This window comes from Bacillus sp. V59.32b, assembly GCF_003429085.1.
Classification (GTDB): Bacteria; Bacillota; Bacilli; order Bacillales; family DSM-1321; genus Peribacillus.
Genome location: NZ_QVTC01000055.1, coordinates 17,330 through 31,312, shown reverse-complemented (window position 1 = coordinate 31,312; position 13,983 = coordinate 17,330). Strand labels below are relative to the sequence as shown.

13 protein-coding genes, 3 pseudogenes and 1 other annotated feature (1 of these 17 running past the window's edge) are annotated in these 13,983 nt (G+C 41.6%); of the genes and pseudogenes, 13 read left to right on the top strand and 3 right to left on the bottom strand.

The window, feature by feature from the left end:
* Nucleotide 1: 1 nt before the first annotated feature.
* From D0463_RS19930 to D0463_RS13255, 4 genes and pseudogenes are all read left to right on the top strand, one after another.
* A pseudogene (locus tag D0463_RS19930) lies at nucleotides 2–235 on the top strand (hypothetical protein); the annotation flags it as partial.
* Between the two features lie 390 nt (nucleotides 236–625).
* Nucleotides 626–959, top strand: a pseudogene (tnpA, locus tag D0463_RS13265) (IS200/IS605 family transposase); the annotation flags it as partial.
* A 185-nt stretch (nucleotides 960–1,144) separates the two neighbouring features.
* On the top strand, nucleotides 1,145–1,450 hold the full coding sequence (locus D0463_RS20290) for a hypothetical protein (RefSeq protein ID WP_117307872.1): 306 nt from the start codon (nucleotides 1,145–1,147) through the stop codon (nucleotides 1,448–1,450).
* Nucleotides 1,451–1,471: 21 nt separating this feature from the next.
* Nucleotides 1,472–2,122 (top strand): hypothetical protein, encoded by a 651-nt coding sequence (locus tag D0463_RS13255; protein ID WP_117307871.1) that lies wholly within the window; start codon nucleotides 1,472–1,474, stop codon nucleotides 2,120–2,122.
* A 386-nt stretch (nucleotides 2,123–2,508) separates the two neighbouring features.
* On the opposite strand, the pseudogene D0463_RS13250 reads toward D0463_RS13255, so the two are convergent.
* Nucleotides 2,509–2,637 (bottom strand): annotated as a pseudogene (locus D0463_RS13250) (DUF4372 domain-containing protein); the annotation flags it as partial.
* Between the two features lie 283 nt (nucleotides 2,638–2,920).
* On the opposite strand from D0463_RS13250, the gene D0463_RS13245 reads away from it, so the two are divergent.
* Complete coding sequence (locus tag D0463_RS13245; protein ID WP_254052802.1) at nucleotides 2,921–3,655, top strand: NAD-dependent protein deacylase; 735 nt, start codon at nucleotides 2,921–2,923, stop codon at nucleotides 3,653–3,655.
* 29 nt (nucleotides 3,656–3,684) lie between these two features.
* Here D0463_RS13245 and D0463_RS13240 read toward each other — a convergent pair whose 3' ends face one another.
* Entirely contained in the window at nucleotides 3,685–4,158 is a 474-nt protein-coding gene (locus tag D0463_RS13240) for a LiaI-LiaF-like domain-containing protein (protein ID WP_117307869.1), read from the bottom strand.
* A 222-nt stretch (nucleotides 4,159–4,380) separates the two neighbouring features.
* Here D0463_RS13240 and hemA point away from each other — a divergent pair, with 222 nt between their 5' ends.
* From hemA to ysxE, 8 genes are all read left to right on the top strand, one after another.
* A complete protein-coding gene (gene hemA, locus D0463_RS13235) occupies nucleotides 4,381–5,727 on the top strand; it encodes a glutamyl-tRNA reductase (RefSeq protein ID WP_117307868.1) in 1,347 nt (448 codons plus the stop codon).
* An 8-nt stretch (nucleotides 5,728–5,735) separates the two neighbouring features.
* Nucleotides 5,736–6,569 carry a cytochrome C assembly family protein gene (locus tag D0463_RS13230; protein ID WP_117307867.1) on the top strand — a complete coding sequence of 278 codons (834 nt, stop codon included), beginning with the start codon at nucleotides 5,736–5,738 and terminating at the stop codon, nucleotides 6,567–6,569.
* 9 nt (nucleotides 6,570–6,578) lie between these two features.
* Nucleotides 6,579–7,511 carry a hydroxymethylbilane synthase gene (hemC, locus tag D0463_RS13225; protein ID WP_117307866.1) on the top strand — a complete coding sequence of 311 codons (933 nt, stop codon included), beginning with the start codon at nucleotides 6,579–6,581 and terminating at the stop codon, nucleotides 7,509–7,511.
* On the top strand, nucleotides 7,511–8,308 hold the full coding sequence (locus D0463_RS13220; RefSeq protein WP_117307865.1) for a uroporphyrinogen-III synthase: 798 nt from the start codon (nucleotides 7,511–7,513) through the stop codon (nucleotides 8,306–8,308). The genes hemC and D0463_RS13220 overlap by 1 nt, the downstream gene beginning before the upstream one ends.
* Complete coding sequence (hemB, locus tag D0463_RS13215; RefSeq protein WP_117307864.1) at nucleotides 8,301–9,281, top strand: porphobilinogen synthase; 981 nt, start codon at nucleotides 8,301–8,303, stop codon at nucleotides 9,279–9,281. The genes D0463_RS13220 and hemB overlap by 8 nt, the downstream gene beginning before the upstream one ends.
* A gap of 183 nt (nucleotides 9,282–9,464) precedes the next feature.
* Nucleotides 9,465–10,754: a glutamate-1-semialdehyde 2,1-aminomutase gene (hemL, locus tag D0463_RS13210; RefSeq protein WP_117307863.1), complete on the top strand. Its 1,290-nt coding sequence runs from the start codon at nucleotides 9,465–9,467 to the stop codon at nucleotides 10,752–10,754.
* Nucleotides 10,755–11,051: 297 nt separating this feature from the next.
* Complete coding sequence (gene spoVID / locus D0463_RS13205) at nucleotides 11,052–12,353, top strand: stage VI sporulation protein D (RefSeq protein WP_160118435.1); 1,302 nt, start codon at nucleotides 11,052–11,054, stop codon at nucleotides 12,351–12,353.
* Between the two features lie 194 nt (nucleotides 12,354–12,547).
* Nucleotides 12,548–13,591 (top strand): spore coat protein YsxE, encoded by a 1,044-nt coding sequence (gene ysxE, locus D0463_RS13200; RefSeq protein ID WP_117307861.1) that lies wholly within the window; start codon nucleotides 12,548–12,550, stop codon nucleotides 13,589–13,591.
* A gap of 4 nt (nucleotides 13,592–13,595) precedes the next feature.
* Here the strand turns inward: ysxE and D0463_RS13195 are convergent, their stop codons facing one another.
* Nucleotides 13,596–13,787, bottom strand: a complete 192-nt coding sequence (locus D0463_RS13195) for a hypothetical protein (RefSeq protein ID WP_117307860.1) — start codon at nucleotides 13,785–13,787, stop codon at nucleotides 13,596–13,598.
* A 186-nt stretch (nucleotides 13,788–13,973) separates the two neighbouring features.
* Nucleotides 13,974–13,983: a binding site (T-box leader), on the top strand (it continues 227 nt past the right edge of the window).

Here is a 13,983-nt window from a genome sequence, read left to right as displayed (position 1 = left end):
AAAAAAACTTTCACTTTTATCGCATACAAAAAAACCGGTTAAATCTGCAGTTGATTTATATGATATCTATGAAAGTAGTAATGACCTAATGAAATTAATTAATGACATTGAATCTATAAAAGATAAAGACGCATTGGTAGAAAAATTAATCGAAATTGAGATTGAACTCGATCACATTAACTGGCACTATAAAAGCTTGAAAAAAGATTTAAAAAGGTTATTTAAGCTTAATTGATTGCAAAAAAAGAAATTCATAGGAGTAAGCCTACTTAGCAATCAAGTCATTGAACACACTTATGTATTGATTATTATTTGATCATCAAATCATCTGAAAAACCGTGTAGATTATTCTACACGGTTTTATGTGCGCTTGGCAGCGCTTCGCTCTAATGGGTGAAAGTCCCTAACATGACGTTGTGGCGGTCGTTGGTCCCCCGTTCACAGGAAATACAGGGGTGGGTGAAATGGACTTCGGCCCACCTTTTTTATTAATGGTTTAGAAAACCCCTGGCTATGCCGGGGGTTCCAGAAAGCTTATAGCGTGGTAATAAAAAAACCTCACTTCATGGTAAGATAAAGTTGGTTTCCCGACCACTTCATTTCACCATAGAATGAGGAGTGCCCTATGAAGGACATGAACAGTAGCACATACAACATGAAATTGTAAGTATCACGTTGTATTTGCCCCAAAATATAGAAGACAGATCATTTATGGAAAATATAAAAAAAGCATAGGACAAATTATCCGAGAATTATGTGAATGGAAAGGTGTAACGATACACGAAGCAAATGCCTGCCCTGATCATATCCATATGTTAATTAGCATTCCACCAAAACTAAGTGAATCTCAATTCATGGGCTATTTAAAAGGGAAGAGTAGTCTCATAATATTTGATCGACATGCCAACTTGAAATATAGATACGGGAATCGCAAATTCTGGTGTCGAGGCCTCTATGTAATATATTAGAAATCAGCTGAGGATCCCGTTACACAAAATGGGTACACGTATGCAGTTAATAATCCTATCAAATTCATAGACCCAGATGGAAGGAAACATGCATATACTGGTGGAGGCAATTATGGATACGGTGCCTCCTTTGGTAGATATTCTAAGCCTAAATCTGCGGGTAAAAACCAAAAAAAATTCATGGAAATAGTAAAAAAAGTAAAAAGATACATCATGGTTATGAAATATATGAGAATGGAAGAGGAAAGAAACGAATTGTAAAAGTCGGTATAAGTGGAGGAAAACTAAATAAAAATGGAAGTTCTCCGAGAGCAAATGGTCAAGTGAATAAATGGAATAAACAAGCGGGTTATAAGAAATACTCTGCAAGAGTTGTAAAAAGAAACATAAGGGGTAGAGAGAGGGCTCTGAACTGGGAGAGGGGAAGATCAATCGCAGTTAGAAAAGCTGGAGGTAAAATGTACCGTCATAGTAGACCTTAATACTTAAAGAGGGAGAAAAAAATGTATTTAAAAAAATTTCTTTTATTTGGTGAAGAAGGAGTAGCAAAAGTAAGTGAAAGTTTCTCTTATCAAACTAGGTGTATTACAAAATTATACGAAAATGTTTTTACTAAAAAATTCAAAACAATGGATTGTAAACAATTAAATTTTCATTGTGGTGATTATTCAAGCTATAAAAGCTTGGGGAATGTGGATGGATTTTGTGATGTACAAGTTCCTTATGATATAGAGTGGTTTTTAAATTTATCCGATGATAGAAAAAAAAGAGAGACACTAGAATTGATATTAAGAAGTATAAAATATGTGTTAGAAATTAAGAAATGGGACGAAAAACCTTTCTTAGAAGCCTATAATAGAGTTATAGATTTAAATTATCAAAATCAATATATTTGGGGAAAACCAAAAAAGAGCCCAGATAAAACATACACTGCTGAAGTATTTTGTGTTCATGGCTTATATGAGTTTAAAATTAATCTTATTATAAGAAATAATAGTGGTCACAAAGTAGTAGAGCAAAATGTTATTTCAGCAGAACCTGACGAATTGATATATAGTAGATTTCTCGGTGAGCTAAAATGGGTAGATAAAAATAAGGTTACCTTATTTGAAAATTATTCATCAGGAAGTGTATCTATTTCACTACCTTCATAAAAAAGATTTCTTTTGAAGTTGGAAATTAAAGAACTTAAAAATGAATGCTATTTAATGAATTTTAGAACTGGCCAATTTATATAAGCCAGTTCTATTCTGTTTAAGTTGATTTACACATGAAATGAAAAAAATTTGCTCTTCTCGGTAACATTCCGAATTGGCCAACTGTTTGCGATGCAAAAAGGAACAGTAAGATACTTTTTATCTACAATGTTTTAACGTCTACAGAAAATGATTCTGTAAAAGACAACCCATATCGATATGTAGGGTATCAATTTGAACACGAAACCGGCATGTATTACTTAATAACCTGATATTACCTGCCGGAGCAGGGAGTATTATTATCCTTTGATCCAGATGGTCATTATGTACAGTTTGTTGTAATGGAATGACTCTGTCGTTAATTTCTTCGTATAGTAATCTAATTTCATCATTTTTACCTGTTCTTCAAATAATGGAAGATTTATTGGTGAAAACCATTGTCCAAATGAAGTTTTTCGTGTAATCTTGTCCATGAGTTTGGTCCTTTTTTAGTGGATTTGGACGGGTTACCACCTGACTTTATCCATTATAAAGGACTTTTTCTTTGCACGAAATGAAATTATTGAAGATTTTGAGTGTTTTCAATACTTAAATGATATTAGTGCAACACTAGTGGTATTAAATTATTGAAATATTTTTTGGACACCCATCCAAACAGCAATGACAAGTTTGGATGGGTGTTTTTATCAGTTATATAGGCAAACATCATATGCATGTAGCAAAAGGGTTATAATAGTTTCAGGAGGTGCAAACCCTTTGAATAACCAAGAAAAAATCGTACAACTTAAAATCTGGATCGATGAGGCGGACCGGATTGTCATTTTGACAGGAGCCGGAGTCAGCACCGAAAGCGGGTTAAAGGATTTCAGGTCCGAAGATGGAATCTTTACTGATGAAGAACCCATTGAATATTACCTATCCCGCGATTACTTTAACCGGAATCCGGAGGAATTTTGGGAGAACTACAAAAAAACATTTCAGTTGGAGCATTTACATACGTACGAGCCGAATCTTGCTCATACTTTTTTTGCCGAGCTTGAAAGAAGCGGAAAAAGAGGCACCATTATTACCCAAAATGTAGACGGACTGCACCAGAAAGCCGGAAGCAAGAATGTAATTGAGGTGCACGGGACCGTCACAAACGCGACATGCCTTGATTGCGGCAAACATTTTGATTTTAATCATATTATGAAAACTGATCTGCCGGTTTGTTCAGATTGCGGGCAAATATTAGATCCTGATATCGTGCTGTACGGGGATGCGATACACGGCTGGCATGAGGCGGAAAAAAGCGTGCGAGACGCTGATCTTTTCCTCGTAATGGGGACGTCGCTTTCAGTTACGCCGGTAAATATGTTCCCGGCGATTGCCGAACAGGCAGGAGTCCAGCGCAAGGTATTGCTAAATAATGAATCGACAATTATGAATCGATATTTTGATTTATTCATTGAGGAAAAGCTGGGGGTTATCTTTGAGGCAATCTCTAAATGAAAAAACAGGACCAGGATAACCCCTGGTCCTTATTTCTTTTTAATGAAAATCAAATAGGCACCAGCCGCGATCAGTACATAGGGCAGGAAGTTAAAACCGGTTTCCAAAAGTCCCAGCCAGCCAATAAGTTTGTCATAATATAACATGATAACGGCAATAACTAATAAAAGAATCCCCTGCAGCATGCCGCCGTTTGTTTTTCTGGCATGAAGGATCAGGCCGAGGGCAATGATCAAAATAAAAATGCCGATATGATCCGGCCAGATCTGTAGCTTGTTCACGACATGGAAGTGGAAGCCGAATCCAAACAGAATGACACCAGGGACGATTGCGTCATGGTCTTTCCCAGCGTATGCCTGGCCCAAAAAAGCGAGGCCGACGATGCAAAGCAGGGTGGGCCATGTATAAAATCCAGGGAACATTTCGATATTGGATTGCTGCAGAAAAAAATAAAGCCCGAACCCGATTAAGATGGTTCCGGGAAAAATGCGCTTCGCTTTCATAAGTTACCTCCTGAGGCAGTTCGATTACTTGAAGAAATCTATTATTTTTGATATGGTACTTTTGTATCGCATTGTCGAAATATGTATAGGTGTTACCCTGTTTTATATACATAGTAGCACATCATTCACGAACTGTTCATAATTTTTTCAGTTTAAACACTATGTGCATGTTATAATAGTATAGGTTTAAATTTCATTCATTCTTGGGGGTGCGAAAAAGAAATGCATATTGTATCAATAGGACTAAACTATAAGACTGCCCCTGTAGAAATTCGTGAAAAACTTTCATTTGATGAAGCCGAACTTGCAGAGGCAATGAAGGCGCTAAAAACTAAAAAAAGCATTTTGGAGAACGTGATTGTTTCCACTTGCAATAGAACGGAAATTTACGCCGTAGCGGATCAGCTGCATACAGCGCGTTATTATATTAAAGAATTTCTTGCAGAATGGTTTAACATCGATCAGCAGGAAATTTCGCCATATCTCTTCATTTACGATGGAGAGGGTGCGATTGAGCACTTATTCCAGGTCAGCTGTGGTTTAGATTCCATGGTTCTTGGGGAAACGCAAATTCTTGGACAAGTCCGTTCAAGCTATTTGCTTGCTCAAAAAGAAGGAACGATCGGAACTGTGTTCAACCATCTGTTCAAGCAGGCCTTGACTCTTGCGAAAAAAGGGCATGCTGAAACAGAGATCAATACGAATGCTGTTTCTGTCAGCTATGCAGCGGTGGAACTTGCTAAGAAGATATTCGGCAGCCTGATCGGCAAGAATGTTTTAATCCTTGGTGCCGGAAAAATGGGTGAGCTAGCAATTCAGAATCTTCATAGTAATGGCGCGGACAACATTACGGTCATCAACCGGACCTACGAAAAAGCCGTCGCCCTTGCCGAACGTTTCTCTGGGCATGCCAAGCAGCTGCAGGAGCTTCAATGTGCCCTGGTTGACGCGGATATCTTAATTACCTCAACAGGCTCGAAGGAACTTGTGATCACACAGGAAATGATGACCTTTGTGAATAAACTAAGAAAAGGCCGACCTATTTTCATGGTCGATATCGCGGTGCCACGCGATCTGGATCCACAGCTTGCAGAACATGAAAATGTGTTTCTTTATGATATCGATGATCTTGAAGGTATTGTAGAGGCCAATATGCAGGAACGGAAAAAAGCGGCTCAAAAGATCCTGCTGATGATCGAAGCGGAAATCGTAGAGTTCAATCAATGGTTAAGCCTTCTAGGCGTTGTGCCTGTCATTTCGGCGCTTCGTGAAAAAGCGCTTGCCATTCAAACTGAGACGATGAACAGCATTGAAAGAAAGCTTCCGCATTTAAGCGAGCGCGATAAAAAAGTCCTGAACAAGCATACAAAGAGCATCATTAACCAAATGCTTAAGGACCCAATCCTTTATGCAAAGGAATTGGCGGGCGAACAGAACGCTAATGATGCATTGAACCGATTTGTAAAAATCTTTGATTTAGAGGAAATCGCTGAGGCCGAAGCCGGGACTCCTCAAAAAGAGTCCGTTCCTAGTGCTGCAAAACTCAGTTCATTTCCCGCCAAGGCATAGGGGTTTATATGCTGGAATTATTGATGACAAGATTACATGAAGCTACCGTTATTTTGTATGCATTCAGTGTGCTCTTATACTTTACTGATTTTCTTCATAATAACCAGAAGGCAAATCGTATCGCCTTCTGGTTGCTTGCGATTGTTTGGGTTTTTCAAACAATTTTTTTATTTCTCTATATGTTTGAAACGGGCCGGTTTCCGGTTCTGACCATATTTGAAGGGCTTTATTTTTATGCCTGGATTCTCATCACCCTGTCATTGGTCATTAACAGGCTGCTGCGGGTGGATTTTATCGTCTTTTTTACCAATGTTCTTGGCTTTATCGTTATGGCGATTCATACGTTTGCGCCGGTCCAGATTGAATCAGCTGTGCTGGCGGAAAGGCTCGTATCGGAGCTTCTGCTTATTCATATTACAATGGCGATCTTTTCGTACGGGGCGTTTTCGCTTTCATTTGTGTTTTCGCTGCTCTATCTGATCCAGTACGATCTGCTTAAAAGAAAGAAATGGGGTAAACGGCTTTTACGGCTGGGGGATCTGGCAAAGCTCGAGCAAGCGTCGTATATCCTTGCGGTCATAGGGGTGCCGATGCTTGGTATTGCGCTAATATTGGGTTTGCAATGGGCGTATATAAAAGTTCCCGATATCTTTTGGTATGATCCGAAGATTATCGGTTCGTTCGTTGTTCTGGCCGCTTATAGCGTGTATTTATATGTGAAAGTTCGGAAACAAATGTATGGGAAGACATTGGCTTATTGGAATATTGGTTCTTTTTTAATTGTAATCATCAACTTCTCCCTGTTTGGGAGTCTTTCAACCTTCCACTTTTGGAATACATAGGAGGAAATCATGAGAAAAATTATTGTCGGTTCCAGACGGAGCAAATTAGCAATCACCCAGACGAAATGGGTCATCGATCAATTGAAGCAGCTTGGTGTTCCTTTTGAATTCGAGGTGAAGGAGATTGTGACAAAAGGGGACCAAATCCAGGATGTGACGCTTTCCAAAGTAGGCGGCAAGGGCCTTTTTGTAAAAGAAATCGAACAGGCAATGCTGAACAAAGAAATCGATATGGCGGTACACAGCATGAAGGATATGCCCGCCGTGCTCCCTAGCGGATTGACGATAGGCAGTATTCCTCCGAGGGAAGATTATCGGGATGCCTTAATTTCAAAGAATCATATTCCTTTTGAAGAACTAAAAGAAGGGGCTGTCATCGGGACGAGCAGCCTGCGCCGCAGTGCCCAGCTGCTTCACAGGCGGCCGGACATTGAGATTAAGTGGATTCGCGGCAATGTCGATACCCGTCTGGAAAAGCTGGCGAACGAAGACTATGATGCCATCATTTTAGCGGCGGCAGGCCTGTCCCGTCTCGGCTGGAAACAAGAAGTCGTGACACAGTTTCTGGAAGCCGACCTTTCTTTGCCTGCAGTTGGACAGGGAGCCCTCTCCATCGAGTGCCGCGAGGATGATCATGAACTCCTTGCAGAGCTAAAAAAGCTGACCTGCGAAGAAACGAGATTAGCTGTCGAGGCGGAAAGAGCGTTTCTTGATAAAATGGAAGGCGGTTGCCAGGTACCGATTGCGGGATTCGGAACGGTCAACGAAGACGGTACGGTTTCTTTAGCCGCACTAGTAGCCTCCCCGGACGGGAAAACGATTTACAAAGAAGTCGTGGAAGGAAATGATCCGATTGAAGTAGGAAATGAAGCCGCCCGCCGATTAAGCTTAATGGGCGCGAAAGCATTAATTGATCGAGTTAAACAGGAGTTAGATCAGTAATGCTTAAAGGCAAGCCCCTAAAAGGATATAATGTCCTGGTTACCAGAGGGAAAGAGCAGGCGGCAGACCTGCTTGAAAAAGTCGCTGCAAACGGAGGGATCCCGCATGCGATTCCTCTTATTGACTTTGTTCCGGTGTCCGGGGAGATAGAACATTTAACTCGTCTGGATGACTATGATTGGCTCGTTTTTACAAGCCAGAACGGTGTGGAGTTTTTCTTTCGCTTGTTGGAACAAATGACAAAACCGGCTTGTATGCCTAAAATGGCAGTTATAGGGAATAAAACCAAAGAAGCGCTTGAGAGATTCGGATTTCTTCCTGATTTTATGCCTGACGAATATGTGGCTGAGGTGTTTGCCGCGCAATTCCTAGAGCATTTAGATCAAAATGATAAGGTACTGATCGCAAAGGGAAACCTTGCCCGTTCCGTTATTTGCGATGAGATCAGCCGTTTCGGGGCGGTTTGTGAAGAAATCATCGTCTATGAAACCATATTTCCGGCAGCAAGTGAGCGTTTATTGATTGAATTGCTTCAGACTGGAACAATGGATATTGTTACGTTTACGAGTTCTTCGACGGTACATCATTTTATCGAAGCCGTGAAAAAGCATGGAATGCAGAAGGAAATTGAGAAGCTTATAATTGCTTGCATCGGACCGGTAGCCAAAAAAACCGCAGAAAACCGTGGCCTGGTTGTCGATGCGTGTCCTGAAAATGAATATACTGGTAACGCAATGATAGAATCGTTGATACAATATTTGCAAGATAAGAATGATAAGGAGGAAAAAAATGAGTAACCTTCGATTTAACCGCCATCGCCGCTTGCGTTCAAGCGAAAGCATGAGAGCATTGGTACGTGAAACCTATCTCCATAAAGAAGATTTGATTTATCCGCTTTTTGTCATTGACGGGGAGCAAGTGAGAAATGAAATCTCCTCGATGCCTGGTGTTTTTCAACTATCCATGGATAATTTGAAGTCTGAAATGGAGGAAGTGACAGGCCTTGGGATTAAATCTGTCATTCTGTTCGGTGTGCCCCATGAACACGATAAGGATGAACAGGGAACAGGTGCGTTCGACCATAACGGACTCGTTCAGCAGGCGACCCGTCTCATTAAGAAAGAATTCCCTGATGTCATGGTTATTGCTGATACTTGCTTATGCGAATACACAAGCCATGGGCATTGCGGCATCGTCGAAGACGGGAAAATCTTAAATGATGCCTCGCTTGATATGCTCGCGAAAACGGCAATCAGCCAGGCGGAAGCGGGTGCGGACATCATCGCTCCTTCCAACATGATGGACGGGTTTGTAGCAGCGATTCGTGCCGGATTGGATGAAGCGGGCTATATCGATATTCCGATCATGTCTTATGCCGTGAAATATTCATCTGCCTATTATGGTCCATTCCGTGAAGCAGCAAACGGTGCTCCACAGTTTGGCGATCGTAAAACCTATCAAATGGATCCGGCCAACCGAATGGAAGCGTTCCGGGAAGCGGAGTCCGATGTCATGGAAGGCGCCGATTTTCTGATTGTCAAACCGGCTCTATCATACATGGATATCATCCGGGACGTGAAAAATAATTTTACCCTTCCGGTTGTTGCCTATAATGTGAGCGGAGAGTATTCGATGGTGAAAGGCGCGGCCTTGAATGGCTGGATTGATGAAAAGGCAATCGTCACGGAAATGTTAACAGGCATGAAACGAGCAGGGGCCGATTTGATCATTACGTATTTCGCTAAAGATGTTGCTCGTTGGATAAAGTGAAACTAACCATCGGTGGGGGTTTTGTTTATCCCCCATCCCCACCGATGGTTAGTTGAACCAATCGGACTTTTACGGGCAGTTATTCCCCCACTTATCCTTGTTTTTCATCCAAGTCTTGAAGTGGGGGTCTTACTGCCCGTTAAAGCGGGATAAACGAAGAGAAATAGTCGAGGAGATGAATGTATGCGTTCTTACGAAAAATCGAAGCAGGCTTTTGCAGAAGCTGTGAACTTGATGCCCGGGGGTGTAAACAGTCCGGTACGCGCGTTTAAATCAGTCGATATGGACCCGATTTTTATGGAACGGGGCAAGGGATCGAAAATATATGACATTGACGGAAATGAATATATCGATTATGTCCTGTCTTGGGGCCCGTTGATTTTAGGGCATACAAATGACAGAGTCGTAGAAGCGTTGAAAAAGGTGGCTGAAACGGGGACAAGCTTTGGGGCTTCCACTTTGATTGAAAATAAATTGGCACAGCTGGTCATCGACAGAGTGCCTTCCGTTGAAATGATTCGGATGGTATCCTCAGGCACGGAGGCGACAATGAGCGCCCTTCGTTTGGCCCGCGGCTACACAGGACGCAATAAGATCCTTAAATTTGAAGGCTGCTATCATGGCCATGGCGATTCGCTTCTGATCAAAGCTGGTTCCGGTGTCGCTACACTCGGTTTGCCGGACAGCCCTGGGGTGCCTGAGGGGACAGCGAAGAACACGATTACTGTTCCTTACAATGACCTGGAAAGCGTGAGAGTTGCTTTCGAACAATACGGTGATGACATCGCCGGTATTATTGTTGAACCAGTTGCAGGCAACATGGGCGTTGTACCGCCACAGCCGGGATTCCTGGAAGGACTCCGTGAAATCACGAAAAATAATGGCTCGCTGCTCATATTTGATGAGGTCATGACTGGTTTCCGTGTCGGCTATAACTGCGCGCAAGGCTACTTTGGCGTCGATCCCGATATTACTTGTCTTGGCAAAGTAATCGGCGGTGGTCTCCCGGTAGGGGCTTTCGGCGGTAAGAAAGAAATCATGGAACAAATCGCTCCAAGCGGTTCGATTTACCAAGCGGGAACCTTATCGGGAAATCCGTTGGCGATGACTGCCGGATATGAAACGCTTAGTCAATTAACACCGGAAGTGTATGAGGAATTCAAGCGAAAAGGCGATATGCTTGAAGAAGGCATTGGTGCCGCGGCGAAGAAATATGATATCCCGCACACGTTTAACCGTGCCGGTTCGATGATTGGTTTGTTCTTTACGAATGAAAATGTCATCAATTACGAAATGGCAAAAACTTCGGATCTGAACTTCTTCGGCACCTATTATCGTGAAATGGCGGAACAAGGAGTGTATTTGCCTCCGTCTCAATTCGAGGGGCTATTTCTGTCCACCGCACATTCGGATGAGGATATTGAAAAAACAATTACTGCTGCTGAAAAGGCATTCTCTAAGCTGAAAAAATAACGGAATGTAAGGGTCTTTCTTTTATCGAGTCGGTGATAAAGGAAGGGCCTTTTATATAGAGTCGGCATAACTATTGATTTTAGTGGAAATATTGGTGATTTTAGCGAAAATCACCACCATTTAAGCGGAAACGGGGGCGATTTAAGCAAACCACCCAGCCATTTAAGCGAAACTCAAGATGTCGATTCGCTCCTCTGCTTATCCTTATTCTCATAGATGTCATAAATAAATTTATTGCTTCATAGATTGTTAATGGCATAGTCATTGTTTCTCTAAGGATGAGAGGAGGAGTTGTTTTTGTCGAAAGAAAATCAATCGTATTTACGATTTTCATTAGAAGAAGCCGTTTGGTTTCAGAAGGGACAGGAAGTTGCTGAGCTTTATTCGATTTCGCTGGACCCAAACATTACAATCCAGGAAAGAGATCAATATGTCGTGATTAAAGGGACACTTGATTTAAGCGGGGAATACAAAGAGGAACAGCGCTCTGGAGAATCAGAGCCTAAAAATTACATCCAAAACTATCATCCAAAGACAATCCAGGAAGTAAACAGAGGGGAAAATGACGTTAATGTTTTTACCCACTGCTTTCCGGTGGATATCACCATTCCCTATAATAGAATCCATTCGATTGATGATGTCGATGTAGAGATCCAAACCTTCGATTATACATTGCCGGAAAAAAATTGCCTGAAGCTTCAGGCTGATTTGCTAATCACCGGCATCTACAAGGAGCAGCAAACGGATATAACAGAAAAAGAGGAAGAGATTGCCCGGGAACATGAATATGAAATATCAGAAGAAAAACCTGAAGAAGTGCACTTTAGAGTATATCCGGTCCCTCAGGAAAATGAGGATGAACACATGGGGTCCCCCCGTATCGTCCACGAAAAAGAGGATAGCGGCCCGATTCCCTATATCAATGAAGAAGCATTTGAAGAGCAGGTCAGAGACTCAAGTATGGAGGAAGAAGAAGATTATCCAGCTGAGCAACCAGTTAGAGAAACCAATGATGAGGATCTGTATGCACCGTTTTTTGCAGAAGCAAAGAAACTCCCGGAAGATGAAAGAGTGGAAGATATAGAACCAGTTGCACAAAGCGTTCCTATATTTGAAATTCCGGTAGAACCACTGCAGGAAGAAAGTGAAAAAGAGAATAGAGAACCCGAAACTCTGCATCCTATGACCGATATCGAACAAGAAAGCGAAGAAGATGTCGAGGCAGAACAGGAACGTTATTCTCATATAGAACAGGAACAGAACGCTGAAGTGCAAGAACACAATGATTATGCACCCATTTTAAATCTTGCAAGAAAAAAAGATAAATCTGCTGCTTCCGAAAATGAGGAAAAGGAAAGAAAGCATGAAAAGGATGCTGAACAGGTTTCACTTATGGATTTCTTTGGCCGCAAGCAGGAAGAGGAATTAACAAAGGTAAAAGTGTGCATTGTCCAGCAAGGAGATACACTTTCCACCTTGGCGGATCGTTATGATATCAGCGTCCAATCGATTCAAAGCAGGAATTCTCTTGATCCAGGTCATGATGTTTATGAAGGCCAAGTGCTTTATATCCCAAAGACAGCGAAAGCTAAAGTGTAGGCCAAAGAGCAGAGACGACGCGCTCTGCTCTGCTGTTTTTTAATTCAATTAACGTTAACTTTCTTGACTTTGACAGATATCTAGCTAAGCCACCCTGTTTCAGAATCAGGATTTCCTGCGCAGTGCGTCTTATGCCTGTCGAGGCTGACCAGGGCGCTTGCGCTTTTATTTCATCATGAAGGCGAGTGAATCTCGTGAATAAAAACGAGAATCGAATCAATGAAACGGAAGCCATTTTACGTCATTATGCGTTGAAGGTGAACTACGTGGAGAACTTCGGCAAAGTTAAAAAGGTGTATAGCGATAATGGCGTTTTTGCCTTGAAGGAGATTTCTCCACATGCAGGAATCGATTTTATCAAGAATATTCAGCACCTATATCAGCGGGGCTTCAACCGGATTGTCCCGATTTACCCGGCGATGGACGGCAGATACGCGATTCTTGAAAAAGGAAGATTGTATTATTTGATGCCATGGCTGCTGAATCAAGAAACAGATGAGCGAGACCAACGTCATATGCAATTATTCAGGGAGCTTGCGAGAATGCATACTCTTTCCGTAAAAGAGGTGCCGGTGAGTCAAGAAGAAAGAGAAGGGCATTTCGAACGGACGGGTGTGCATTGGAAGAAGCAGCGGGATTTTATTGAAGAATTCGTCCGCAACAGTGAGAAGAAGTGGTATATGTCCCCATTCGAGCTTTTGTTCTGTATGTACTTCTCAGACATTTTACAGGCCTTGAACTATGCAGAAAGAAAGCTGGGAGAGTGGTTTGAGAAGACAAAGAATGATGAAAAAGTCAGAAGCGTCGTTACCCACGGCAAGCTCGCTATTCAACATTTTATTTATGATGACAGAGGCTACGGCCATTTTATAAATTTTGAAAATTCCAAGATAGCTCCGCCTCATTTTGATTTACTACCTTTTTTGGTTTCATCGGCAAGGACTTATCCGACCGAGTATGAGGATGGCGTCAATTGGATTTACAATTATCTTAAATATTTTCCGATGAAAGAAGAAGAAATGTTATTGTTCCAAAGCTATTTAGCTTATCCGGGGTCATCCATCCAAAGCGTAAGGAATTACTTTGATAAAAAAGGAGACAAAACAGAATTATATTATGTCAGCCAGCTACAGCGGCAATATTGGCTTTTAAAGAATACTGAGTATATTGTTATGAAAATTGAAGAAATCGAACAACGGAAAAAAGCGACTGCTCAAGCTGAACAGACGCCGGACTAAGAAATTATATGAGTTGAAGATGAAAGGCAACAGCAATAACAATTAAGATAGCGAGCAGCAGGATATCGATGGCTGTCGGAAGCAATAAGGTTCGGATTCCCTGGAATACCGTAATAGGGATGATGAATTGGGCACAAACGCGGCGTGTGGTCCTGAGCCATGGGGGCAAAGCGTACGGAGAGTATCTTCGTTTCATTTGTACATCCATCCTTCTTAACTTAATAAACTGTAGTAGCATCTTATGTACGCTGGATGAAAAATGTGCCTTTTGCCTATTACAGACCGAAAGACCTCTGTATAGAATATTAGAAAAATGGAAAAGATTATTGACTATACAACAAGTTATTCTGTACTATATAAATTGAACTGAAGAAATGAATAGATAAAGACTA